General features: G+C 53.0%; 17 protein-coding genes. 11 read left to right on the top strand and 6 right to left on the bottom strand.

Translation table 11 applies throughout. The features are described 5' to 3' along the window. Window positions 1-95 precede the first annotated feature (95 nt). A complete protein-coding gene (gene recA, locus FH603_RS04300) occupies window positions 96-1190 on the bottom strand; it encodes a recombinase RecA (RefSeq protein ID WP_186736227.1) in 1095 nt (364 codons plus the stop codon). 176 nt (window positions 1191-1366) lie between these two features. Next, the gene (locus FH603_RS04295) at window positions 1367-1882 is read right to left on the bottom strand and encodes a hypothetical protein (protein ID WP_186736226.1); all 516 of its coding nucleotides are present in this window, start codon (window positions 1880-1882) and stop codon (window positions 1367-1369) included. A gap of 349 nt (window positions 1883-2231) precedes the next feature. Between FH603_RS04295 and eno the strand changes: the two genes are divergently transcribed. The 5 genes from eno (at window position 2232) to FH603_RS04270 (ending at window position 7673) form a co-directional block, all read left to right on the top strand. Further along, a complete protein-coding gene (eno, locus tag FH603_RS04290; RefSeq protein WP_186736225.1) occupies window positions 2232-3512 on the top strand; it encodes a phosphopyruvate hydratase in 1281 nt (426 codons plus the stop codon). A gap of 94 nt (window positions 3513-3606) precedes the next feature. Next, the gene (locus tag FH603_RS04285; RefSeq protein WP_186736224.1) at window positions 3607-3918 is read left to right on the top strand and encodes an FtsB family cell division protein; all 312 of its coding nucleotides are present in this window, start codon (window positions 3607-3609) and stop codon (window positions 3916-3918) included. A 63-nt stretch (window positions 3919-3981) separates the two neighbouring features. Further along, on the top strand, window positions 3982-4485 hold the full coding sequence (locus FH603_RS04280; protein ID WP_186736223.1) for a low molecular weight protein-tyrosine-phosphatase: 504 nt from the start codon (window positions 3982-3984) through the stop codon (window positions 4483-4485). Window positions 4486-4565: 80 nt separating this feature from the next. Next, window positions 4566-6101 carry a 2,3-bisphosphoglycerate-independent phosphoglycerate mutase gene (gpmI, locus tag FH603_RS04275; RefSeq protein WP_186736222.1) on the top strand — a complete coding sequence of 512 codons (1536 nt, stop codon included), beginning with the start codon at window positions 4566-4568 and terminating at the stop codon, window positions 6099-6101. A 399-nt stretch (window positions 6102-6500) separates the two neighbouring features. Further along, window positions 6501-7673 carry a hypothetical protein gene (locus FH603_RS04270; protein WP_235985330.1) on the top strand — a complete coding sequence of 391 codons (1173 nt, stop codon included), beginning with the start codon at window positions 6501-6503 and terminating at the stop codon, window positions 7671-7673. A gap of 29 nt (window positions 7674-7702) precedes the next feature. Here FH603_RS04270 and odhB read toward each other — a convergent pair whose 3' ends face one another. After that, a complete protein-coding gene (gene odhB / locus FH603_RS04265; RefSeq protein WP_186736220.1) occupies window positions 7703-9328 on the bottom strand; it encodes a 2-oxoglutarate dehydrogenase complex dihydrolipoyllysine-residue succinyltransferase in 1626 nt (541 codons plus the stop codon). A gap of 144 nt (window positions 9329-9472) precedes the next feature. Next, window positions 9473-12286, bottom strand: a complete 2814-nt coding sequence (locus FH603_RS04260) for a 2-oxoglutarate dehydrogenase E1 component (RefSeq protein ID WP_186736219.1) — start codon at window positions 12284-12286, stop codon at window positions 9473-9475. Window positions 12287-12639: 353 nt separating this feature from the next. On the opposite strand from FH603_RS04260, the gene FH603_RS04255 reads away from it, so the two are divergent. The 6 genes from FH603_RS04255 (at window position 12640) to FH603_RS04230 (ending at window position 21421) form a co-directional block, all read left to right on the top strand. Next, complete coding sequence (locus FH603_RS04255; protein WP_186736218.1) at window positions 12640-15819, top strand: cyclic nucleotide-binding domain-containing protein; 3180 nt, start codon at window positions 12640-12642, stop codon at window positions 15817-15819. A gap of 98 nt (window positions 15820-15917) precedes the next feature. Then, entirely contained in the window at window positions 15918-17306 is a 1389-nt protein-coding gene (locus tag FH603_RS04250) for an ATP-binding protein (RefSeq protein ID WP_186736217.1), read from the top strand. 56 nt (window positions 17307-17362) lie between these two features. After that, on the top strand, window positions 17363-19450 hold the full coding sequence (locus FH603_RS04245) for a tetratricopeptide repeat protein (RefSeq protein ID WP_186736216.1): 2088 nt from the start codon (window positions 17363-17365) through the stop codon (window positions 19448-19450). 49 nt (window positions 19451-19499) lie between these two features. Then, on the top strand, window positions 19500-19877 hold the full coding sequence (locus tag FH603_RS04240; protein ID WP_186736215.1) for a response regulator: 378 nt from the start codon (window positions 19500-19502) through the stop codon (window positions 19875-19877). Beyond that, window positions 19874-20920, top strand: coding sequence for an adenylate/guanylate cyclase domain-containing protein (locus FH603_RS04235; protein ID WP_186736214.1), 1047 nt, complete (start codon window positions 19874-19876; stop codon window positions 20918-20920). The genes FH603_RS04240 and FH603_RS04235 overlap by 4 nt, the downstream gene beginning before the upstream one ends. A 54-nt stretch (window positions 20921-20974) precedes the next feature. Beyond that, on the top strand, window positions 20975-21421 hold the full coding sequence (locus tag FH603_RS04230; protein WP_186736213.1) for a DoxX family protein: 447 nt from the start codon (window positions 20975-20977) through the stop codon (window positions 21419-21421). Between the two features lie 49 nt (window positions 21422-21470). Here FH603_RS04230 and FH603_RS04225 read toward each other — a convergent pair whose 3' ends face one another. Together FH603_RS04225 and FH603_RS04220 are read right to left on the bottom strand one after the other, a co-directional pair. After that, entirely contained in the window at window positions 21471-21809 is a 339-nt protein-coding gene (locus FH603_RS04225; protein WP_186736212.1) for a YrdB family protein, read from the bottom strand. A gap of 121 nt (window positions 21810-21930) precedes the next feature. Beyond that, window positions 21931-23184, bottom strand: a complete 1254-nt coding sequence (locus FH603_RS04220) for an ABC transporter permease (RefSeq protein ID WP_186736211.1) — start codon at window positions 23182-23184, stop codon at window positions 21931-21933. Window positions 23185-23280 lie beyond the last annotated feature (96 nt).

Raw genomic sequence — 23280 nt, 5'->3', positions numbered from 1 at the left:
AGTTTACCCTTCAGGAAGACTTTTCCCGTGCATAAAAAAAGGTAGCTAACCATTCGTTAGCTACCTTTTTTTACTAAAAGCGGTCCTGATTACGATTAATCGTCGATAGCGCCTTCATCGTCCTCTTCTGTAGCAGCCAGAACGGGGTCAACCAACGCATTTTCGTCTTCACTGATTTTCGTGCGGATCTTACCTTCCAGTTCAGCGCTCAATTCAGGATTGTCCAGTAACAATTCTTTTACGGCATCACGTCCCTGAGCCAGACGGCTTGTTCCGTATGAGAACCACGAACCTGACTTCTTAACGATATCCATTTCGACGGCCAGGTCAAGAATTTCTCCGACTTTGGAAATACCCAGTCCGTACATGATGTCGAATTCAACAACTTTAAATGGAGCCGCCATTTTGTTCTTAACGACTTTCACTTTGGTACGGTTACCAACGACATTATCGGCACCTTCTTTGATCTGGCCGATTCGCCGGATATCCAGACGTACGGAAGCGTAGAACTTCAGCGCATTACCACCTGTAGTGGTTTCGGGGTTACCGAACATCACGCCGATTTTTTCCCGCAGCTGGTTAATGAAGATACAGCAGCAACCCGTTTTGTTGATGGTACCGGTGAGCTTACGGAGCGCCTGCGACATCAGACGAGCCTGTAGTCCCATTTTGCTCTCGCCCATTTCGCCTTCGATTTCCGCCTTTGGCACCAGAGCCGCTACGGAGTCGATAACGATAATATCGATTGCACCTGAGCTGATGAGGTGTTCGGCGATTTCCAGCGCCTGCTCGCCGTTATCGGGCTGTGAGATCAGGAGGTTTTTGGTATCGATACCCAGTTTCTCCGCATAAGCGCGGTCGAAAGCGTGTTCAGCATCGATGAAAGCTGCCAGACCGCCCGCCTTTTGTGCTTCGGCGATGCAGTGCATGGTCAGTGTAGTCTTACCCGACGATTCAGGACCGTAGATTTCAACGACACGACCACGTGGCAAACCTCCAATGCCCAACGCCAGATCGAGCCCGAGCGAACCGGTTTTGATCACCGGAACGTCTACGACCCGGCTCTCGCTCAGGCGCATGACAGTGCCTTTCCCGAACGCTTTATCAAGCTTCTCAATCGTGGTTTGTAGGGCCTTCAGTTTGTTTTCAGCGGCAGTTGCTGTAGCCGTTGCCGAATCAGATTTAGCCATGTTTGGATGGTTGTTTAAACAGATAAAGTTACCCAGAAAGGGGTAAAAAACCAAGCAGTTTTTGAAAATAGTTGGCAGCCTTTATCGAAGCCACAACAGAAAATTCAACAGAAAAAAAGAAACCCGTTCATAGGCCTTTCAGACGCAATGAACGGGCTTTTTTCTAGAAAATCAGACTAGAGTGTTGAGTCAACCGGCATAGGCTGGGCCTGCGCCGGAGCCATCTGCTGAGGCTGGGTTTGCTGCACCGGAGGCTGCTGCGTCTGCGGTTGTCCCTGACCCGGCTGAGCACCCGGATAAGCCGACCCGTCGCCGTACGAACGTGTTCCCGGACCAATGATTTCTACCGACGTAATGTAGTATTTGGTATCGCCATTCCAGGGCAGGCGCAGGATCTTCTCTTCGTAATGAAGGGTTACCCGCTGCCCGGTCTTGACAGCATTTGTGATCTGGGTAGCGATGTTATCTTCTTTCACCGAAAAGTCAAAGTACTGAGGTGTCAGCGAACCCGTTTCTCCCGAAAAGCCGCCTACATTCAATACGCCCTCATAGGTTTTAAAGACAAATCCCCGTCGGCTGAACTTGGAGATTGTACCCGCACGTTCGCCATCGCTGTAGCTCCAGCCGGTAAGTGCGTACAAAACGCCGAAAATAACTAACAGGAATAATAAGAAGTACAATAATCCTCGCATGGATCTGGTTGGTTTGGTTGCGGTGTAATACCGCACAAATAGACAAAAATTTCAGGACATACCTAACGACGTGTCACTAAGATTTTAGAACGGTCGGCAGCGTCTATTGTTCGTTAAATAAGCCAATAGTCGGTGGTGTGGCCCGGCAACGCTGGCAAATACAGGCCTTACAAGTGGTCACTTTGGTAACCTACCCGGTAAGCATACCCTACTAAGCCCTATGAAAATCCTGCACTTTTGACCTGTATTTCGTTACTTTACACTCAGTTTGTCAGTCAAGGCGTAATGACTTGGTAGTCAGCGCAGAAAAAATTGACTTTTTCGTTGTTAACCCTTCTATATTTTTGAAATGAGTACAATCCAAAGCATTCATGCCCGGCAAATTCTGGATTCACGGGGCAACCCAACCGTTGAAGTTGACGTTCGCACCGAGAACGGTTTTTTAGGTCGGGCGGCTGTACCATCAGGTGCCTCAACCGGAAGCCATGAGGCTGTTGAACTCCGTGACGATGATGCCAGCGTATACGTTGGAAAAGGCGTATTGAAAGCTGTATCGAACGTTAATGAATTGATCTTCCCCGAATTGGTGGGCATTTCTGTTTATGAGCAAAGCATGCTCGACAAGATCATGCTGGAACTGGACGGAACGCCTAACAAGAGCCGCCTGGGGGCAAACGCTATTCTGGGTGTATCGCTGGCGGTTGCCAAAGCGGCCTCGCAGGAAGCAGGTATGCCGCTGTACCGCTACGTAGGTGGCGTCAACGCTAACACGCTGCCCGTACCGATGATGAACATCCTCAACGGTGGCTCCCACGCTGATAACTCCATCGATTTTCAGGAATTCATGGTGATGCCCGCCAATGCACCGAGTTTCTCGGAAGCACTGCGGATGGGTACCGAGATATTCCACACGCTCAAAAAAGTACTGAAGAGCAAAGGCATGTCGACTAACGTTGGTGATGAAGGCGGATTTGCCCCCAACATTCCTTCCAACGAAGAAGCGATTCAGATCATCATGCAGGCCATCGAAAAAGCGGGTTACCGGCCAGGTGAAGACGTATGGATCGCGATGGATGCGGCTACTTCGGAGTTCTACGACGCCGAAACCAAACAATACCACTTCAAAAAATCGACCGGCGACAAGCTGACCTCGTCTGAAATGGCAGGTTACTGGAAGGACTGGGTTAGCAAATACCCGATCCTGTCGATTGAAGACGGCATGGCTGAAGACGATTGGGATGGCTGGAAAATGCACACCGACGCGCTGAAAGACACCAAAACGCAGCTTGTTGGCGACGACCTGTTCGTAACCAACGTAACCCGTTTGCAACAGGGCATCGATCAGCATATTGCCAACGCTATTCTGGTGAAAGTAAACCAGATTGGCTCACTTACCGAAACCATCGACACGGTAAACCTGGCAAAGCGCAACGCGTACAAGAACATCATGTCGCACCGTTCCGGCGAAACCGAAGATTCGACCATTGCCGACCTGGCCGTGGCGCTGAATACAGGTCAGATCAAAACCGGATCGGCTTCCCGGTCAGATCGTATGGCTAAGTACAACCAACTTCTTCGTATTGAAGAGGAACTGGGCGAAATCGCTTATTTCCCCGGGTTGAAATTTTAATTGCCGATACCTGACGAACGATGAATGATCTCAAGCAGAAATCATTCATCGTTCGTCATTTGTACTCCTTCCAGCTTCCCGATCGATCATCCCTATGCTTCAGAAACTCCTCCGCTCTGTTCGCAATTTCTACGTTGCCACTTCACTGGCACTGCTGGGGTGGATGACCTTTTTCGACGCCAATGACCTTCCTTCGCAAGTACGTAACTGGCTGAAACTGCGTGAACTGGAAGGAGAAACAAAGTTTTATCAGGCGGAAATAAAACACGTACAAACCGAACGGCGGGAGGTGCTTGGCAGCGACCGGCTCCGCGAGAAGTTTGCCCGCGAGAAATACCTGATGAAGAAACCGACCGAGGATGTATTCGTGATCGTCGATGCACAAAACGAACCGATTGAAAAATAGTGTTGGGTTAGTAATGATGAGCGCTGAACAGCGCTGGTTGCTCACCATTACTAGCTCATTTTTATGATAAACGTTCTCTTCGTTTGTTACGGCAACATCTGCCGATCGCCGGTGGCAGAGGGCATATTTCGCGAACTGGTTGCCGAAGCCGGGTTAAGCGAACAAGTTCAATGTGATTCAGCCGGAACAGCGTCGTACCACATCGGCCAGCTTCCCGACCGACGTACCCGCGAAAATGCTATTGAGCACGGTCTGGTGCTCACCCATCGGGCCCGGCGGATGATTGGCGAGGACCTGGCACTGTTCGATTATTTTGTAGCGATGGACGAAATGAACCTGGAAGCCATCGAAAAACTGAACTACCGCAGTACAGGGCTACACACGAACGATACCATCTTCCTGCTCCGTGAGTTCGATCCGGCTACCAGCGATCAACCGAATGTACCGGACCCTTATTACGAAGGACCCGAGGTTTTTGACGAAGTGTATCAGATAACGGCCCGTTGCTGCCGCCAGCTACTGGAGTTCCTGATCAAAGAACGGATGACCCACCCACCTATGTTATAACTTATGGACGGACTGACAGGCGACTCTTCTGAGCGCCTGACCGCCCGGCAATTCATTACGTCGCTCATTGAAATCATACCATGAATAAAAAAGTCATTCTCATTATTCTCGACGGCTGGGGCATTCCCCTCAACCCGGCGGTATCAGCTATTGAGGCTGCTAACGTCCCTTTCGTCCGGTCGCTGTATGCTACCTATCCTAATAGCCGCCTTGAAGCGTCGGGATTAGCCGTTGGTTTACCCGTCGGGCAGATGGGCAACTCTGAAGTCGGCCACATGAATCTCGGGGCGGGACGGGTTGTGTATCAGGACCTGGTGAAGGTCAACAAGGCAGTTGATGAACACACGCTCGATACGGAGCCTGTTCTCGTCGATGCCATGAATTACGCCAAACGGACCGGCAAAAAAATTCACTTTATCGGACTGGTATCCGATGGAGGTGTTCATGCTCACATCGATCACCTCAAAGGTTTACTGTCTATTACGCACGCGCAGGGTCTTACCGACGTATTCGTTCATGCGTTCACCGATGGCCGCGACACCGACCCCAAAGGCGGGGTTAGCTACTTGACCGAGCTTCAGGCGCACATGGCCAGCACCACCGGGCAGATTGCCAGTGTGGTTGGCCGCTATTATGCTATGGACCGCGACAATCGCTGGGAGCGGGTTAAGGTGGCATATGATGCCATGGTACACGGCACAGGCCAGAAAGTAGCGGCCGATGCTGTTACGAAAGCACTTCAGGCCTCTTATGACCAGGACATAACCGATGAATTTATTAAACCAATTATCGTTGCCAGGGCTGACGGTTCGCCGGTAGCCGTAATCGAAGAGGATGATGTCGTGCTGTGTTTCAACTTCCGCACCGACCGGGGCCGCGAAATTACCCAGGCTCTGACGCAGAAAGACTTCCCGGAACTGGGAATGAAAAAGCTGGCCCTTGATTACATCACAATGACGAATTACGACAACGAGTTTGTTGGGGTAAAAGTCATTTTCGATAAGGATAACCTGCAAAACACACTGGGTGAAGTCATTGCCAACGCTGGTCGTAAACAAATCCGGATCGCCGAAACCGAAAAATACCCACACGTTACGTTCTTTTTCTCAGGTGGGCGTGAGGAGCCGTTCGCTGGTGAGAAACGGTTGCTGTGCCAGTCGCCGAAAGACGTGAAGACATACGATCTGAAACCCGAAATGGCGGCTTACGATATCCGCGATGCGATCATTCCTGAATTGGAGAATGAAGAAACGGATTTCGTTTGTCTGAACTTTGCCAACACCGACATGGTCGGCCATACGGGCGTGTTCGAAGCGGTAAAGATAGCGGCCCAAACTGCCGATACCTGCGCGAAAGCCGTTACCGAAGCAGCCCTCGCCCATGGCTATACGACGATCATCATTGCCGATCACGGTAACGCCGAATTCATGATCAATGGAGATGGAACGCCCAATACGGCACATACCACTAACCTGGTACCCTGCATCCTGATCGACAAAGAGTACCGCCCGACACTGAACGATGGTAAACTAGCCGACATAGCCCCTACTATTCTGGAACTGATGGGGATTCCAAAACCCCCGGAAATGGCGGGTGTTAGTTTGATCAGAAAGTAGTTTTACAATAGCCCTGCCAGTGGGCTTTGCCCCTGGTAGTGGCTATTGTAAAACTACTTAGGCTTTACAGCCACTACCAGGGGCTTTGCCCACTGGCAGGGCTACTGTAAAACATGAGTCATCCCGAATTTTAGGGACTTGACAAAAAAGAGCCTCCTTTCTTAGTTTTGAGCATCACCACAACGCCAAAACCAGAAAGGAGGTCTTTTTATGTCCAGGACATACTCACAAAATACGCAAAAGCAAGGCCCAAAGTCAACCGCTACCCCTTTTTTAGAGGCCAAAATCAACCAGTATCTTCAACCACTACACCACCAGTTACTCGATCAAATCGACAAACGCCTGGTGACCACCTTTGAGACCCTATTTCGCTCCATTTTACTGTTTCGTCATACTAAAATGGGACTCTTGCTCAGTGAGTTGGGTGGCTACGTCTGCGGTCATGCCCACGCACCGTCCGGCACCAAACGCATCAGCAACTTACTGCGCTGCCAGAAGTGGACAGCCGCTTTAGTGGATGGGTTCTTCTTTGCCAATACCCAACGGCGAATGGACCAACTCGTGGCGGTTGGCAAACGCCCCCTGCTACTTTGGGACGATAGTCGACTCGAGAAGCCCGAGAGTTGGTTTGCCGAAGGACTTTGTTCCGTAGAAAGCAGTAAGGGCAAACGGCTTACTAAAATCAAGAAAGGCTACTACAAGCGCCCTACGGCCCGGATTTGTGTGCCAGGCTTCCACTGGACGGGGGTACTTTTGTCAGCCCTGGGTGAAGTACCTAGCGTGTGCCAGATGAGTTGGTGGACCACCCGTGGCAAACATAAAGAGGTTGGCACCAACATCATGTTTCGGATGCTCAAAGCACTTCAAGCCACCATCCCCCACCGCCTGCTGCACGTGCTGGATCGGGGCTATGCCAGCAGTTGGACGATTGAGTGGATGCTCCATTTTGAGCAGCACTTTTTACTGCGCTGGAAAAAGAACCACCTACTGGTCCACGCCCAAAAAGGGACTAAGCAAACGCATCTGCTGGCCCGCAGTTGTGTGGCTCAGGGTCGAAAACTCCTGCGCGACAAGGAGCGCAAGATGACCAAACACGTTAGCGTGGGTTGGCTAGGAGTTCATCACCCTGAATTTATGGACACCCAACTATTTTTAGTGGTGGTGCGGGACAGAAAGCACCAGCAACCACCGATGTATCTGCTCACCTCACTTGCCATCAACAGCCTCAAAGATGCCTGGGAGATAGTGCATAGCTATATGCACCGCTGCGGTTCCCCGCCGGGACAGATCGAACAGGCTTTTCGGGCGGGCAAAGCCGAGTTAGGGATGGAGTCGCCCCGGCTGTGGTTTTGGGAAGGTCGGCTTAAGTTATTAGGGATTGTTAGCTTAGTCTATGACTTTCTGTTGTCGTTGTTGCGTAACTGGTCGGGCTGGGTGCCGATCTTCTTGAAGCGGTGGGCACCCCGGACAGGTAATCGGCACCGAATAGCTTCGGTGCCGATCTACAGATTGCGGTTAGCCATTGCCAACGCATTGATGATAGCTTTTGCTATTACTCAAAATTCGGGATGACTCATGTTTGTATGACTTAAAAGCAATGACTACATATCGAACAGCAAACGGGCAGGATCTTCCAGAATCTGTTTCACCCGAACCAGGAAGCTAACCGACTCTTTTCCGTCGATAATGCGGTGATCGTATGATAGGGCCACGTACATGATAGGGCGAATCACAATCTCCCCATTGACGACTACGGCCCGCTCAACGATGTTGTGCATACCCAGAATGGCTGACTGGGGCGCGTTGATGATTGGCGTCGACAGCATCGACCCGAAGGTACCGCCATTGGTGATAGTAAACGTGCCACCCGTCATTTGCTCAATGGTCAGCTTGTTTTCACGAGCCAGACCCGCCAGACGGACGATTTCTTTCTCAATCTGGGCGAAGCTTAGTTGCTCGGCATTCCGGATGACAGGAACGACCAGACCCCGATCGGACGAAACGGCAATCGATATATCACAGAAATCGTTGAAGACCATCTGGTCGCCATCGATCTGAGCGTTCACGGCCGGGAAGTCTTTCAGCGCCGTACAAACGGCCTTCGTGAAGAACGACATGAAGCCAAGGCCTACGCCGTTTTTCTCCTTGAACTTATCCTTGTACTTATTCCGCAGATCCATGATCGGCTTCATGTCTACCTCGTTAAAGGTAGTGAGCATGGCCGTTTCGTTTTTCACAGCTACCAGTCGGCGGGCAATGGTTCTACGCAGCGACGTCATTTTTTCACGACGCTGGGCGCGCTCACCCGTCATGACGGGGGCGGGTGCCGGTGCGGCTGCTGGTTTAGCGGCAGCAGGTGCTGGCGCGGGTGCCGACGGAGCGGGTTGTGCAGGCGCGGGCGACGCTTTCATCGCATCCTCTTTGGTCAAACGCCCTCCTACCCCCGTTCCTTGAACCTGCTGCGCCGAGATACCTTTCTCGTCCAGAATTTTAGCGGCTGCAGGCGATGGATGGTTTACGGCATAGCCGTTCTGCCCATTCGACGTCGTTTCAACAGGTGCTGGCTGCTGGGCAGCCGGCGCCGACGCTGGCTGCGAAGCTGGAGCAGCCGCCGTTGCACCCACTTCGATCTTGGCGATCAAGGCGCCAATGGCTAGTGTTTCGCCTTCCTGTGCTACGATACGCAGCGTTCCAGCGGCTTCAGCAGGCAGTTCGAAAGTTGCTTTGTCGGATTCGAGTTCGCACAGCACCTCGTCCAACGCTACCTGATCGCCATCTTTCTTACTCCAGGACGCAATGGTCACTTCGGTAACCGACTCGCCCACAGCCGGAACTTTCATCTCAATTACCTTCGTAGCCGCCGATGGCGCTGGCTGGGCCGGTTCTGCTACAGGCTGAAGAGCAGGGGTTGGATCGGCATTGGTCGCTGCTGGTTGGGCAGGCGCTGGTGCCTGGGCTGGTTCAGCTGAAGGAGCCGCCGGAGCCGCGCTTCCATCGCCATCGATGGTGCAGATGCTGGCCCCAATGGGCAGTACATCCCCTTCCTGCGCCAGGATATGTAATGTACCGTTGGCTTCGGCCGTCAGTTCAAACGTAGCTTTGTCGGAGTCGAGGCCACAGAGAACTTCGTCCATCTTCACCTGATCGCCTTCTTTTTTGTACCACGTACCGACGGTTACTTCGGTAATCGATTCCCCCACAGCGGGGATTTTCATGTCAACGGCCATATAACAGTTGGTCAGTTAGTGAGTCGGTCAGTTAATAAATCAGTTAAATGAGTCAGTTGGTGAGTTGAACAGTCGGTGAGTCAGTCTGCTAACTCACCGACTGTTCAACTCACCAACTGACTCATTTAACTGACCAGCTATTTTTTATTCGAAAGCTCTGCGAACGATATCAGCTTGCTCCTGCGTGTGCACTTTGGCATAGCCTGTAGCCGGCGAGGCCGCAGCACCACGCGAAATGACGCGCAACGTATAGGATGCGGCCGGGTTTTGACCTGCCATCACGCGTAGCAGATAGCCCCAGTAGCCCATGTTCTCGGGCTCTTCCTGAACCCATACCAGTTCGGCTTTCTTATACTGGCTCAGTACATCGTCCAACTGCTTTTTGGGCAGCGGAGCCAGTTGTTCCAGGCGAACGATGGCGACGTCGTCGCGTTGGTCGGCCTGTTGCTTATCGAACAGATCGTAATAGATCTTACCTGAGCAGAGCAGCACCCGCTTCACTTTCTTGGCCTGCGCATAGGAATCGCCCAGTACTTCCTGGAACGACCCTTTCGTAAGATCCTCCAGCGGAGATACACACTTTGGATGACGCAGCAGCGACTTGGGCGACATGACCACCAATGGCTTCCGGAAAGCCCACGCCAGTTGACGACGCATCAGGTGGAAGAAGTTGGCCGGCGTCGAGATATTGGCTACTATCATGTTCTGCTCGGCGCTGAGTTGCAGGTAGCGTTCGGGCCGGGCGTTGGAGTGTTCCGGGCCCTGGCCTTCGTAGCCGTGTGGCAGCAAGAGTACCACCCCGTTTTGAATACCCCACTTCGACTCGGCAGCAGCAATAAACTGGTCGATGATCAACTGGGCACCATTCGAGAAATCCCCGAACTGCGCTTCCCAGATAACCAGTGCGTGCGGGTTTGCCATGGCATAGCCATACTCAAAACCCAGTACACCGTACTCCGACAGCAGCGAATTGTAAACCTGAAACTTCTGCTGGTCGTCCCGGATAAAATCGAGCGATGAGTATGACTGGTTCGTATCTGCATCGTGCAGAACAGCATGGCGGTGCGAGAACGTACCGCGCTGCACATCCTGCCCGCTCAGGCGAACGGGTTTACCTTCCAGTAGCAGTGACCCGTAAGCCAGCAACTCAGCCGTGCCCCAGTTCACCATTTTACTGTCGGTCAGCATCGCCTGCCGGTCTTTCAGCAATTTATCGATCTGTTTCAGCGGCTTGAAACCTTCCGGAATTTTAACCAGGGCTTTGCCAATAGTTTCCAGCGTTTCGGGAGCCACACCCGTCTCGGGCGACTGGTCGAAATCCTGTGCTTCGGAGAAGCGCAGTTCAGCCCAGTCCAGATCCAGACGCAGCGGTTTGTACGGAATCTCTGCTTTCTGCTTCACCCGGTCGAGCCGGTCCTGCAACTGCTTTTTAAATTCCGTATCCATACGCGTTGCCAGCTCCGCATCTACATCGCCCCGCTCAATGAGCAATTTGTTGTAGAGTTCGCGCGGGTTGGCATGCTTGTCGATGATGTTGTACATCGTTGGCTGCGTAAATTTCGGCTCGTCGGACTCATTATGTCCATAGCGCCGGTAGCACACCATATCGATGAATACATCCCGGTTGAATTTCTGACGGAACTCAACGGCTAATTTAGCGCAGAATATAACCGCTTCCGGGTCGTCGCCGTTGACGTGGAAAATCGGGGCATCAATGATTTTAGCCACATCCGAGCAATAGATCGACGAACGGGCATCCTCAAAATCTGTTGTAAAACCAACCTGGTTGTTGATAACAAAGTGGATCGTTCCACCAGTTTGATACCCCGCCAGTTTAGCCATTTGTGTCACTTCATAGACAATGCCCTGACCGGCCACGGCGGCATCACCGTGAATCAGGATGGGCATGATCCGGGTAAAGTCACCGGCGTACTCTTCATCGGCCTGCGCCCGTACGAATCCTTCAACAACCGGGTTAACGGCTTCGAGGTGCGACGGATTCGGAGCCAGTTTCACGCTGATCTGTTTTCCCGATTTGGTTTCGGTCAGGCTGGCATAACCAAGGTGATATTTCACGTCACCATCGCCATGTACCTGCTCCGGTACGTTTCCTTCGAATCCGTCGAATACGGCTTCGTACGATTTGCCCAGAATGTTACAGAGTACGTTCAGCCGTCCCCGGTGGGCCATACCGATCATAACTTCCTCAACACCCATGTCGGATGCCTGGCTGATGATGGTGTCCAGCGCCGGAATAGTCGATTCGCCACCTTCGAGCGAGAAACGTTTCTGACCCAGGTATTTGGTTGCCAGGAAGTTCTCGAAAACGGTAGCTTCGTTCAGCTTTTCAAGGATACGCTTCTTCTCATCGATAGTAGGCGTAAATACCAGCGCTTCTTTCTCGATCTTGTTGCGTAGCCAGTTTTTCACATCCATTTCCCGGATGTACATATACTCGAAGCCGATATTGCCTGCGTAGATTTTCCGCAGCGACTCCATGATAGTGCGCAGTGTAGCTGGCCCGATGCCCAGAAGCTTACCCGACTCGAAGGTGGTGTCGAGATCGGCCTCCGTCAAGGCATAGTCGGGCAGGTCAACGCGAGGCTGCCGGTCTTTACGCGCTTTGAGCGGGTTGGTTTTCGCCAGCAGGTGACCACGAGACCGGTAGGCCTTGATCAGACTGGCTACCGAAACTTCTTTTTCGGCATGACTGGCATCGACTGGTTTAACAGCCTGGCCATTGGTTTTTGTAGACGCACCGTTGGCAGCAACGCCGTTCTGTGCTGTGGTGTTCGCTTTGTTACCGTTGGCGGTTTCACCGTAGGTTAACGAGAACTCAAATCCTTTGAAAAATTGCTGCCAGCTTTCGTCAACTAATTGAGGGTCTTGCTTATAAGACTGATACAATTGATCTACGTAAGCCGCGTCGGAATTGGCGATATATGAAAACTGGTCCATGACGAGGGCGCGTCGTTGTTTTGACTCGCAAAGGTAGCGTATAGGCTAAACACTTAGCCGTAAAAATTATGGTTTTTATCCTACTGTGTACTGGTTACGACACGATTACTCCTATAACAGCATTCGTGCCGGTTTGGTTGACCACTGTCTTTTTGTGAAAGAAGCTTCGTTCCCACCCGTAACAGGGGCCGCTTCAGGTCATTGAAAAAGCTGGTCGAAGGCCACTACTAGCCCCTAAAAAGTTAGGAAGAATGCCCCCGTTTAACCGTGGCCGCGTATATTTGAGGTTGAGACTGGTTCGTGAATTAACCCGTCTTTTATTAACCAAGCGAACTTCTCCGTAGCAACAACGTATGAACGTAGGTGCCAGTACCCCGCCTTCTGACCTGTCGTTTACTCAACGATGGCAACGTGCGTTAGGCATACGGCCTGACGAAGCCCGAACGGTCGGCTTGTTTTTCGTTCATAACTTCCTGCTGGGCATCGGTACGATTCTGGTCTATGTAGCGGCTAATGCCATTCTCCTCGAAAACCAGCCTGAAACCAGTCTGCCCCTCGCCTACGTGATGTCGGCAGTAGCGATGATTGCGGTTGGCAAGCTGTATGGGTACTATGAGCACCACCTGTTACTAAGCCATTTAGCCACACGGGTGCTGCTAACGGTTGTGGCCATGACTGTTGTGGTCGGCCTCTTCGTCGTATACGGCCACTCGGTAGCGGCTGCTGTAGCTATCATGGTCGGTTATCGGGTCGTCTATCTGCTCACGAACCTTGAGTTCTGGGGCGTGTCGGCGGTGGTGTTCGACACCCGGCAGAGCAAGCGGCTGTTCAGTGTCATCAGTTCGGGCGATATGCCTGCCAAAGCACTGGGGGCTATCCTGGCTGCTTTCGTACACGCCCATACGGGCATTCTGATCCTGGTACTGGTTGCGTTCGGCGCCTTCCTGGCCGCCTATTACGCGCTTCAGCTCACCGTACAATCCCACGAGGTTCACGCGGCCCACCGGCCAGCGCGGGCCGTTCGACGTGAGCCATCCCGGTTTGTAGGGCAACAGTTTGGCGGTAGTAACCTTATTTTTCTGATGTGTCTCAGTATGGCGGCTCTGGCAGCCGTTGCTATTGAAATCGAGTACAACTTTTTCATTAATGTAAAGCACCGGTTCCACGATCAGTCCGATGTGATCAAATATGTCAGCTACATACTGGCGCTGACTTACGGGTTGGCTATGCTGGTCAAGTTACTGCTGTCCGGCGCGCTGCTCGATAAATTCGGAGTACGTCGGTCGCTGTTGCTGTTGCCGTTGGTAGCGCTGGCAGGTCTGGTCGGTCTCATCGTGATGAACCGGGTCGGGGCCGAAGAAACCGTGCTGCTCGTCTATTTCTGTATCCTGTACCTTGTCTTCGAGGTCGTGCGCCGGTCGTTGTTCGACCCCGTGTTTCTGGTCCTGTTTCAGCCTTTATCGCCCCCGCAGCGGCTGAAAGGCCATACGCTGGCCAAAGGATTGTATGAGCCGCTGGGTCTGGGATTGGCCGGTCTGCTGATCTGGGCTATGCATAACCATCCTACCCTTGGGGTTTGGGTACCATTCGTCTGGCTCATGCTTTTGGGTGGTGCTTTTTACCTCCTGCGCAAGACCTACCGCCACTACATGCATGAGTTGAACGACGCTATTGGCCGGCGGTTCCTGGAACGCGATCAACTGGCGATGCCAACAGCCGCCAAAACGACCATGCTCCGGCAGCTCAACAGTGATAAAGTGACCGATGTGGTAGCCGCGCTGGGCTGGCTCGGTACCCATAGCCCCCGCGAGCTGACACCACAGCTACCAACGTTGCTGCTCCATCCCGATTCAACCGTACGGCGACGAACGCTGGCGTTACTGACCGATCATGACCAGGCCATTCCGGTTCGGCAGTTGACCCATGTTGCCCTGACCGATACAGAACCAGTCCTGCGCGAACAGGCTGCTTATCTGCTCGGTCGCCGGATCAGTGCCGAACCGGGCGAACTGGCACCCCTACTCAATCACACCGATCTAAGCGTGCGGCAGGGTGCCATCAGGGGGGTTCTGGAATTGAACCCCCGCGATCTGGCCGGTCGACACAGCCTGACCGGACTCATTAATAACCCGGAACCGCTACCCCAGCAAATTGCGCTGAAGCTAATTGGCGTGCTACAGCTCGTCGACTACGCATCGGTGGTCAACCAGCGGCTAAAGAGCCCGGATGCAACCCTGGCCAAAGCCGCCATTACAGCCGCCGGCCGATTGCCAGACCCGGAGCTGACCCGGTTTATGGTGGCTCACCTAACCGATACCCATATCGGCCGAACGGTGGTCAACGCCTTGAAAACACGTGGCGAAGATATCGTTCCGGCGATGCGGGCTGCGCTTGCCACCACAAATCGCCTGCTGACCGAACGCATTGCGGGTATCTGCGGCACGATCCGCACGGCCGAAAGCCGTCGTTTGTTGAACGAGCTGGCCAGTCAGGCGGACCTGACCATCCGGGGGGCAGCCTTGCGGGCACTTCGCCGGTTCCCCAACGAATCGGCCGACGATGTTCTGTTTCGGATTCTGCTGGACAACGAAATCTCACTGGCGCAGCGGCTCCTGCATGGTAGCCTGACCGATCCCGATCTGGCCGATACGCTCGATTATGAACTGACGGTATTGTTGCAGCGTCTGTTCGATGTGCTCACCCAGTTATACGATTCTGAAACCATCACCGGGGCACGGCTGGGCGTAGGCCATCCGGCTCGTGAGCGACGCGCCAACTCGCTCGAACTTCTAGACAACCTGATTCCCAGAAACGTTTACCAGACGATGCAGGTGCTCATCGATGACCTGCCCCTGCCCGAACGGGTACGGATGCTGGACGTTGAGCTTGGTCCCTTTGCAGAGCCGGAACCCATCCGGACATTTATTCTACGTACCGGCGAGACTGTTTTTTCGGCCTGGACTGTCAGTACCGTACTGCGCAGTTTATCGGCTGCCGATGCGTTGCTGGCCCGGCAATCACTACTATCCCAATCCCGTGCTTTCTCTCCGCTGCTCATGACGCATCCAACCGACAGTCAAAACCAGATTTCTGACTACGACCGCGTGCTGCTACTGGCACACACCAGCCTGTTTTCGCAAACACCCGAAAATGTGTTGGCCAGCATCACACCGATCATGAAGGAGGAAGCTTACCAGGCAGGCAGCACCATTTTCACAAAAGGCGACCTCGGCACGGGTATGTATGTTATTTACGCCGGTGAAGTCAGCATCCGTGATGGCAATACCGAACTGGCTCGTTTTGGTCGGGGTGATTTCTTTGGCGAGCTGGCGCTGCTGGATACCGAATCCCGGTCGGCTACCGCCGAAGTGAGTAGCGATGTACGGCTGTTGCGGCTGGATCAGGACGATTTTTTCGACCTGATGGAAGAGCGGGGCGAGGTGCTGCGCAGCATTGTCCGCAGCTTATCGGGCCGTATCAGGCGCCAGAATGAACTACTGGCCAAACAAACTACCCCGTCGCCAGCTACCTGACAACTGGCCGGGAGCCAATCGGTAAGTATATTTCCTCATCACGGAGATAACTGTATCTTGCGCATGCACATTCCATACTGAACCCTCCGTGGCCACGCATGAAATTTTCAACACCAGAAGGCATTGGAGCACTTATTTTGTGTGCTCTCAGTATTCAATACCTGCGTAAGTTTTTAGATACCCCGAATCGAACTCCCCGGTGGGATCAGGTGCTGAGGAAAGCCTGGGCCGGTGTGGGTATTCTGTTCGGGATAGGCGCTATTTTTGGGATAGACGATCTCTCGACCGGGTGGCTCTGGGCAGGCTTTGGTGCCATTATCGCCTACACCGTCTGGCTGATCAACGATTTCAAACCCGCCCGGACGCTGTTGCTGGCCGTAGGACCGTTCATGGTCATGGCGTTTCTGAGCGAGCTGATGAAGTCGGTAGTGCCAACCTTCCGGGAGGAGTATGATGACTACATCGGATCGGCCATGGCGTTCTCCGTTATCTGGCTCATCACGTTCATCATCATCGCAACGAGGCAGAAAAAAGCCCTGGCCAACGAATCGGTCGAACGCGAAAAGGAGGCCGAAAAGCGACGTGAAATCGAAGCCCGCAAAGCCGAACTGGAAGCACTGGTAGCCGAACGGACAGCCGAAATTACCCAGCAAAAAGAAGAACTGGAGCACGCCCTGGCAGAATTGCGAATCACGCAGAACCAGCTTGTTCAGTCGGAGAAAATGGCTTCTCTGGGCGAACTGACAGCGGGTATCGCTCATGAAATCCAGAACCCCCTCAACTTTGTCAACAACTTCTCGGAAGTGTCGGTCGAGTTGATCGACGAACTGGCCGATGAGCAGCAAAAACCGGAGCGCGATCCGGAGCTGGAAGCCGAACTCCTGGCCGACCTCAAACAGAACCTCCAGAAGATAACCCACCACGGCGGGCGGGCATCGTCCATCGTGCGCGGCATGCTCCAGCATTCGCGGGCCAGCAGCGGGCAACGCGAACCGACCGATTTGAACGCGCTGGCCGACGAGTACCTGCGGCTGGCTTACCATGGATTGCGCGCCAAGGACAAAACCTTTAATGCTACTTTCTCCACCGACCTCGACCCGTCGCTTGGCCTTATCAGCCTGATTCCCCAGGATCTGGGACGGGTGCTGTTGAACCTGTTCACGAACGCCTTTTACGCCGTTCAGCAGCGCCAGAAACAAGCAGGCTCATCAACGAGCCCAGCCCTTTACCAGCCTGCCGTTCGCGTGCAGACCCGCTGTGAGAACGGACAGGCCAGGATTATGGTGACCGACAATGGTACTGGTATTCCCGAAGAGCTTCAAACACGAATTTTTCAACCGTTCTTTACTACCAAACCTACTGGCGAGGGAACGGGTCTGGGCTTGTCGCTGGCCTACGATATTGTTACGAAAGGGCATAATGGTACGCTGCAGGTGGAGAGCCGGGAAGGCGAAGGCACCACATTTATTATCAAGCTACCAGCTTAACATGATTCTATCGGCCATCCCCTTGGTATCTTGCTACTTCTGGTGATCGTTCTGTTATGATAATACGATTTGCTCAACTGGTCTTACTGGTGGTATTGACAACGGCTTCGTTGCAGGCACAGCCGTCTGCCGACAGCCTGCGGGCCTGGCTGGCCACCCATCCGAAGGCAGATACAAATCGGGTCAACAACATGACCGCTCTTTCGGATGCCCTTCGTTCCGACGATTATATCCAGGCAATGCAGCTGGCGCATGATGCGCAGCTAATAGCGCAAAAACTGCATTACCCGCTGGGCGAAGCCAATGCCCTGTTTGCATTAGGAGTAGCGTATGGTGGCCGAACTGATTACGCTACGGCCGAGCAGTACCTGAGGCAGGCCCGCCAAAAGTTTGAGCAGCTAGGCAATCGGCTGGGTGTGGCGCGTGTAATGGGGCAACTAGGCTGGATTGATACCAACCGGGGCAATTATGTAGCCGCTCTTTCTACAGGCCTGCAATGCCTGAAACTGGCCAGGCAACTAAACGACCCGCTCCTGTTACGGCAAACAACAGGTCGGCTGGCCATGCTCTACAACCTGCTCGGTGACTATGAACAGGCATTGCGGTATTATACAGCAGCCCTCGACCTACACCAGCAGACGGGGCAGGAGTCGTCCATTTCCCGCCTGTTAAATGGTATAGGTGAACTTTACCGAAACCAGGGTGATCTCAAAAAAGCGACCCGGTACTATAATAAAGCGATCCGTTTGGCGCAACGCCTGGGCAACGAAGGGCTCCAGGCCGAAGCCGAAAGTAATCTGGCAGCCGTTGAAGTGCAGCAAGGCCATACGGAGCAGGCCTTGCAACTGGGCCGTCAGGCGTTACGGGTCATGCTGGCCAGGGGTGGTTATGAGGTCGTGTCCTGGACCTATACGGTTCTTGGTCGCGCTCACCTGCAACTGTCGGAAGCCGACAGCGCTATTTATTACGGCCGGCGTAGCTGGAACCTGAGTCGTCATATTGGCTATAAAGAAGTGACCCGCGATGCCAGCGACGTATTGGCAAAGGCCTACGCGCTAAAAAATAACTACCGGGAAGCCTACCGGTTTCGGGAGCTGAATGCTGCCTACAATGACACCCTGTCTGGCAGGCAGACCCAGCAGCAGTTGGCTCTATTACAGCAGAACACCCTGACCGCCGAACGGCAGGCTCAGGCAGCGTTGCAGGCAGAAGCCGATCGGCGGCAGCGCCAGTGGCTTGTCAGCGCGCTAATTGGTCTGGCCTTGGTGGGAATAGTAGCCATTGTATTATGGCGCAGCTACCGCCGACAGCAGCAGGCTAACGAACAGCTTCGACAACAACAGGCTGAACTGCAGGCGGCTCAGAACCAGCTTGTTCAGTCGGAGAAAATGGCCTCTCTGGGCGAACTGACAGCGGGTATTGCCCATGAGATACAGAACCCCCTCAACTTCGTCAACAACTTCGCAGAAGTCTCGGTCGAATTGGTCGATGAATTGATGGAGGAACAGCAAAAACCGGAGCGCGATACAGAACTGGAAACAGAGTTGCTCACCGATCTGGCGCAAAATCTTCAGAAAATCGGTCATCACGGACAGCGGGCTTCCGGTATCGTGCGGAGTATGCTGCAACACAGCCGTACCAGCACCGGTCAGCGCGAACCGACCGATTTGAACGCGTTGGCCGACGAGTACCTGCGGCTGGCTTATCATGGGCTGCGGGCTAAGGATAAAACTGTAAATGCCGAGCTGATTACAGATTTCGACCCGGCCGTGGGCAAGATCAACGTGGTTTCGCAGGATATTGGCCGGGTATTGCTTAACCTGTTCAACAATGCGTTTTACGCGGTACAACAACGGCAGAAAAATGGGCAGCAGGATCAGTCTTACAGGCCCACGGTAGCCGTACGGACCAAACGTACAGGCTCTACCGTGGCGATTCACATTACCGATACCGGTACGGGCATGCCTGACCTGGTAAAGCAGAAGATCTTCCAGCCTTTCTTTACCACTAAGCCCACAGGCGAAGGTACTGGCTTGGGCTTGTCGCTGGCCTACGACATCGTTACAAAGGGGCATACAGGCTCGATGACCGTTGAAAGCCGCGACGGAGAAGGCACTTCGTTTGTGATTACACTGCCTGTCTGACAAGCTTACTTAGTGACTAAACGAGTTATCTTTGACGAACTTGACCAATATGAAAATTTTAGTTGTTGACGACGAAATCGACGTAAAAGACCTTTTCGAACAACGATTCCGGCGGGAAATCCGAAACGGAGAATTTGAACTGGCGTTTGCCAATTCCGGGGAAGACGCTTTAGCCTATCTTGATGGTCATGCCTCCGAGATTATCCTGATCCTGTCGGATATCAATATGCCGGGTATGAGCGGATTTGAACTCCTGCGGCATATTCGCTCTGGTTTCAACGCCCCTCCACCACCCATTGTCATGATGATTACAGCCTATGGCGATCCCCAGTCGCAGCAACAGGCCGTTGACTTGGGGGCCAACGATTTTCTGACGAAACCGCTCGATTTTGCGGTTCTGAAACAAAAACTTCGCAGCGTAGTATGAAGGCTAAAATACTGGTCGTCGACGACGAAACCGACCTCGAACTGCTGATCAAACAAAAATTCCGACGGCAGATTCGGGAAAAGAAATACGAGTTCGTATTCGCCAACGACGGCGAAGAAGCTCTCCTTGTTCTCGAACAGCACCCCGATATCGATATGGTCCTGACCGACATTAATATGCCGGGTATGGATGGGCTGACGTTACTGGTCAAATTGCATGAGACCAATCCGATGCTCAAATCGGTCATCGTCTCGGCGTATGGCGACATGGATAACATCCGCACCGCCATGAACCGGGGCGCATTCGATTTCATTACCAAACCCGTTAATTTCGAAGATCTCGAGTTAACCATGCAGAAGACGATGGACTATGTGATCCAGCTTCGGCAGACGTTACAGGCCATCAAGGAAAACGACATTTTGCGCATGTACGTCGATGAGTCGGTGTTGGCCTTCATGAGCCGGGCCGAATTTGAAACCTCCCTCTCGGCCAGCGAGACGGTGCAGGCAACGGTCATGTTCATCGATATCTGCGGCTTCACCGCCATTGCCGAGCGGGAATCGGCCGATACCGTCGTGAAGTTGGTAAACCGCTATTTCGACGTAATGGTCAAAGAAATCATTGCCCAGAGTGGACATGTCGACAAGTTTATGGGCGATGCTGTCATGGCCGTTTTCCGGGGCGAGTATCACCTGGACCGCGCCATCGAAGCGGGTCTGGGTGTTCGGGGGCAGATAGCCACGCTCGAATCGTCCTTGCCCAACCATCCCGATTACCACCCACAAGTGGCCATTGGCATCAACACCGGCGAAATGGTCTCGGGTAATATTGGCTCCCGCACGCTCCGACGTCTGGATTATACCGTTATCGGTGATGTCGTTAACATGGCCCAGCGGCTCCAGACGGTAGCCCGTCCCGGTCAGGTTGTTATCAGCGAACTGGCACAGCAAAACATAGCCGAATCATTCACCTGCGAACGCATCGGCGAAGTGACGCTCAAAAATAAATCGGCTCCGGTTGTTATTTACAATGTGCTGGGATAAGCAGTCGATCGCCCGGCGTCGCTCTCCGGTGACGTTGTCATTCTGACCATCGTTGTGAAACCACTTCTTGTTCTAATTGCGGCTTTCGTGGTATCGATTCTGGGGTTATACCTCGTCACTGATCAGTGGAACATGATCTTGGCTGGCAACATGGCCATGTCGGCTATGCTCCTGTTTACAGCTATGGGGCATTTCGTCTTCACGAAGGGTATGACTATGATGTTGCCTGATGTCATACCGTTCAGGACAGGGCTTGTTTATCTGACCGGTGTACTCGAAGTAGCCGCAGCCATTGGGCTCCTGGTTACTTCGAGCCGGGAAACAACGGCCATTTTGCTGATCCTCTTCTTTGTGTTGCTGTTACCAGCCAACATCTATGCAGCCCTGAAGGGCATAGATTATCAGAAAGGCACCCATGAAGGGCCAGGTTTGAGCTACCTGTGGTTTCGTGTGCCCCTTCAATTGTTATTTATTGGCTGGACGGGCTACTTTGGCCTTTAGGCCGCCTAATGCCTGTCCAGAATGGCATTCATTCATAGAAAGGGGTGCATCACTGTTTCAACACTAGTGCCAGCAGTTCAGTCGTCAGCGCCATGACGCCGAAAAAAATTGCCAGGCGGACATGCTCCGTCCGGTACAATAGCAGGGTGGTGAGGGCGAAAAGGGTTAGCGCAAATAAAGAGCGGTAGAGAGGTTCTAAGCGATAGGTAGACCGCGGAGCCGCGAATATGCCCCATAAGGTAATGGCCACCAACGGCAAACCAACCGCAGCCACGTATTTTCCATAAGGATGAGTGCTGACTTGAAAGCCAGCATATCCCAATGACACGAACATGCTTAATTCGACCAGGAAATAGAGTAGCTGATTGAGCCCCTTGATGAACTGCATGGGTTTAAGGGAAGTTTATCCTCGCGATTTCCTGAAACGACAAGGAAGTTAGTTTCATGAATATAAGGGCTTTGGACTGATCTAACGTTTCTGCTTCACTTAGCGTCTTCAACAGCCTTCGTCAATCCTCGGCCAGTGTCCGGGAGATATTCATGCGGTAGACGCCCAGGGCGGGTAAGGCCGCAGCCAGTAATCCGATCAGGACAGCAACGCCCAACAAGACCCATTCTTCGGGCAGGATACTGAATTGCGACAGGTCGTAATGATACTCCGACGAAACTGTTGAGGAAAAAAGCCAGAGGCCAATCCGGCTGAGTACCACACCCAATCCAAATCCAATCAGGGCCAGCACTAACCCTTCGAGCAGCAGCATACCGAACAGTTGAGCCCGGGTGGCTCCCATCGATAGCATCAGGGCCATTTCATAGCGCCGTTCTTTCAGCGAGTTGTAGAGCGAAACGAACACGCTGATCCCCGAAATGAGCATAATGGCAATGGCCAATCCCCGGAGAGTGTCAACGCCCACACCCAGTAATGAGAACAGCCGGTTTATCTCAATATTAGGTAAGGCGGCCTGTAGCTTTGAATTTGTATTGATGCCTCGGGCCAGCATCATTCCCATGGGGTTCCGAAACTTAACGAGCATACTGGTAATCTCACGAGGTTCTTCTTCGTGCGCTTCCTCCCCTTCATGAACCTCCGCATCGTGGTCATCTCCCTCCACACCCGGCCCGGCTGCGGCCGCTGCGCTACCGTGTCCATGTTCGTGGATGGCCCAGACACTCGACACGGGCGTTAGAATTAGCTGGTCTGTAACGGTATTGGTAGCCTTCAAGAGACCAACGACTTTGTACTTCGTGTTGGCATGTTCTTCGCCATCCTGATCCAGTCCATGTGAACCGCTGAACGTATCACCCAGTTTCAGCCCGGCTCCCTCGGCTACCCGTGGCCCGATAACAACCTCCAGATCCTGCTGAAATAAACGCCCCTGCCCAACAGTGGCCTCGAAATGATCCAGGTATTTTTTGTTCGTACCCACAATTCGAAACGACTTGTAGTTGTCACCCATAGCCAGCGGAATTGCGGTTTTGATCATGGGGTTACGAGTGAGCCGTTCAGCCTCGTCGATTGGAATATTCCCAACCGGTGAATCGATCTGGTAAATGCTGGACAGGATCAGCTGCAGCGGGCTTCCTTTAGCCCCCACCACCATATCGATACCTTTTATATTCTTCCGAAACTGATCGTCCAGTTGCTTATTGAGGAGCAGCAACAGCGAAATGATCGTGATACCGAACGTCATAAGCAAGCCGCTCAGAAAACTGCTCAGGGGTTTGTCGGTCAGGTTACGCCAACTGATTTGAAACAGGTTCATCGTTTTCTTGAGTTCATGTAGCCTGGACGGCCACGTCCGGGTAATTGGCAGGTTTGCTCCCGGACGTGGCCGTCCAGGCTACAGTATACCCACGCT

It is taken from the genome of Spirosoma utsteinense (genome assembly GCF_014282275.1).
In the GTDB taxonomy this organism is placed as follows: Bacteria; Bacteroidota; Bacteroidia; order Cytophagales; family Spirosomataceae; genus Spirosoma; species Spirosoma utsteinense.
Note: the sequence above shows the minus strand (reverse complement) of the source record. Positions and strands in the feature narration are given on the sequence as shown.

What these genes read in the sequence shown, in the direction of transcription:
- FH603_RS04285 (WP_186736224.1), top strand. Translation starts at nt 3,607, where the DNA reads ATGCTTCAGAAACTCCTCCGCTCTGTTCGCAATTTCTACGTTGCCACT.
- gpmI (WP_186736222.1), top strand. Translation starts at nt 4,566, where the DNA reads ATGAATAAAAAAGTCATTCTCATTATTCTCGACGGCTGGGGCATTCCC.
- FH603_RS04235 (WP_186736214.1), top strand. Translation starts at nt 19,874, where the DNA reads ATGAAGGCTAAAATACTGGTCGTCGACGACGAAACCGACCTCGAACTG.
- odhB (WP_186736220.1), bottom strand. Translation starts at nt 9,328, where the DNA reads ATGGCCGTTGACATGAAAATCCCCGCTGTGGGGGAATCGATTACCGAA.
- FH603_RS04225 (WP_186736212.1), bottom strand. Translation starts at nt 21,809, where the DNA reads ATGCAGTTCATCAAGGGGCTCAATCAGCTACTCTATTTCCTGGTCGAA.
- FH603_RS04270 (WP_235985330.1), top strand. Translation starts at nt 6,501, where the DNA reads ATGGGACTCTTGCTCAGTGAGTTGGGTGGCTACGTCTGCGGTCATGCC.
- FH603_RS04260 (WP_186736219.1), bottom strand. Translation starts at nt 12,286, where the DNA reads ATGGACCAGTTTTCATATATCGCCAATTCCGACGCGGCTTACGTAGAT.
- FH603_RS04295 (WP_186736226.1), bottom strand. Translation starts at nt 1,882, where the DNA reads ATGCGAGGATTATTGTACTTCTTATTATTCCTGTTAGTTATTTTCGGC.
- FH603_RS04250 (WP_186736217.1), top strand. Translation starts at nt 15,918, where the DNA reads ATGAAATTTTCAACACCAGAAGGCATTGGAGCACTTATTTTGTGTGCT.
- eno (WP_186736225.1), top strand. Translation starts at nt 2,232, where the DNA reads ATGAGTACAATCCAAAGCATTCATGCCCGGCAAATTCTGGATTCACGG.
- FH603_RS04255 (WP_186736218.1), top strand. Translation starts at nt 12,640, where the DNA reads ATGAACGTAGGTGCCAGTACCCCGCCTTCTGACCTGTCGTTTACTCAA.
- FH603_RS04280 (WP_186736223.1), top strand. Translation starts at nt 3,982, where the DNA reads ATGATAAACGTTCTCTTCGTTTGTTACGGCAACATCTGCCGATCGCCG.
- FH603_RS04245 (WP_186736216.1), top strand. Translation starts at nt 17,363, where the DNA reads ATGATAATACGATTTGCTCAACTGGTCTTACTGGTGGTATTGACAACG.
- FH603_RS04240 (WP_186736215.1), top strand. Translation starts at nt 19,500, where the DNA reads ATGAAAATTTTAGTTGTTGACGACGAAATCGACGTAAAAGACCTTTTC.
- recA (WP_186736227.1), bottom strand. Translation starts at nt 1,190, where the DNA reads ATGGCTAAATCTGATTCGGCAACGGCTACAGCAACTGCCGCTGAAAAC.
- FH603_RS04220 (WP_186736211.1), bottom strand. Translation starts at nt 23,184, where the DNA reads ATGAACCTGTTTCAAATCAGTTGGCGTAACCTGACCGACAAACCCCTG.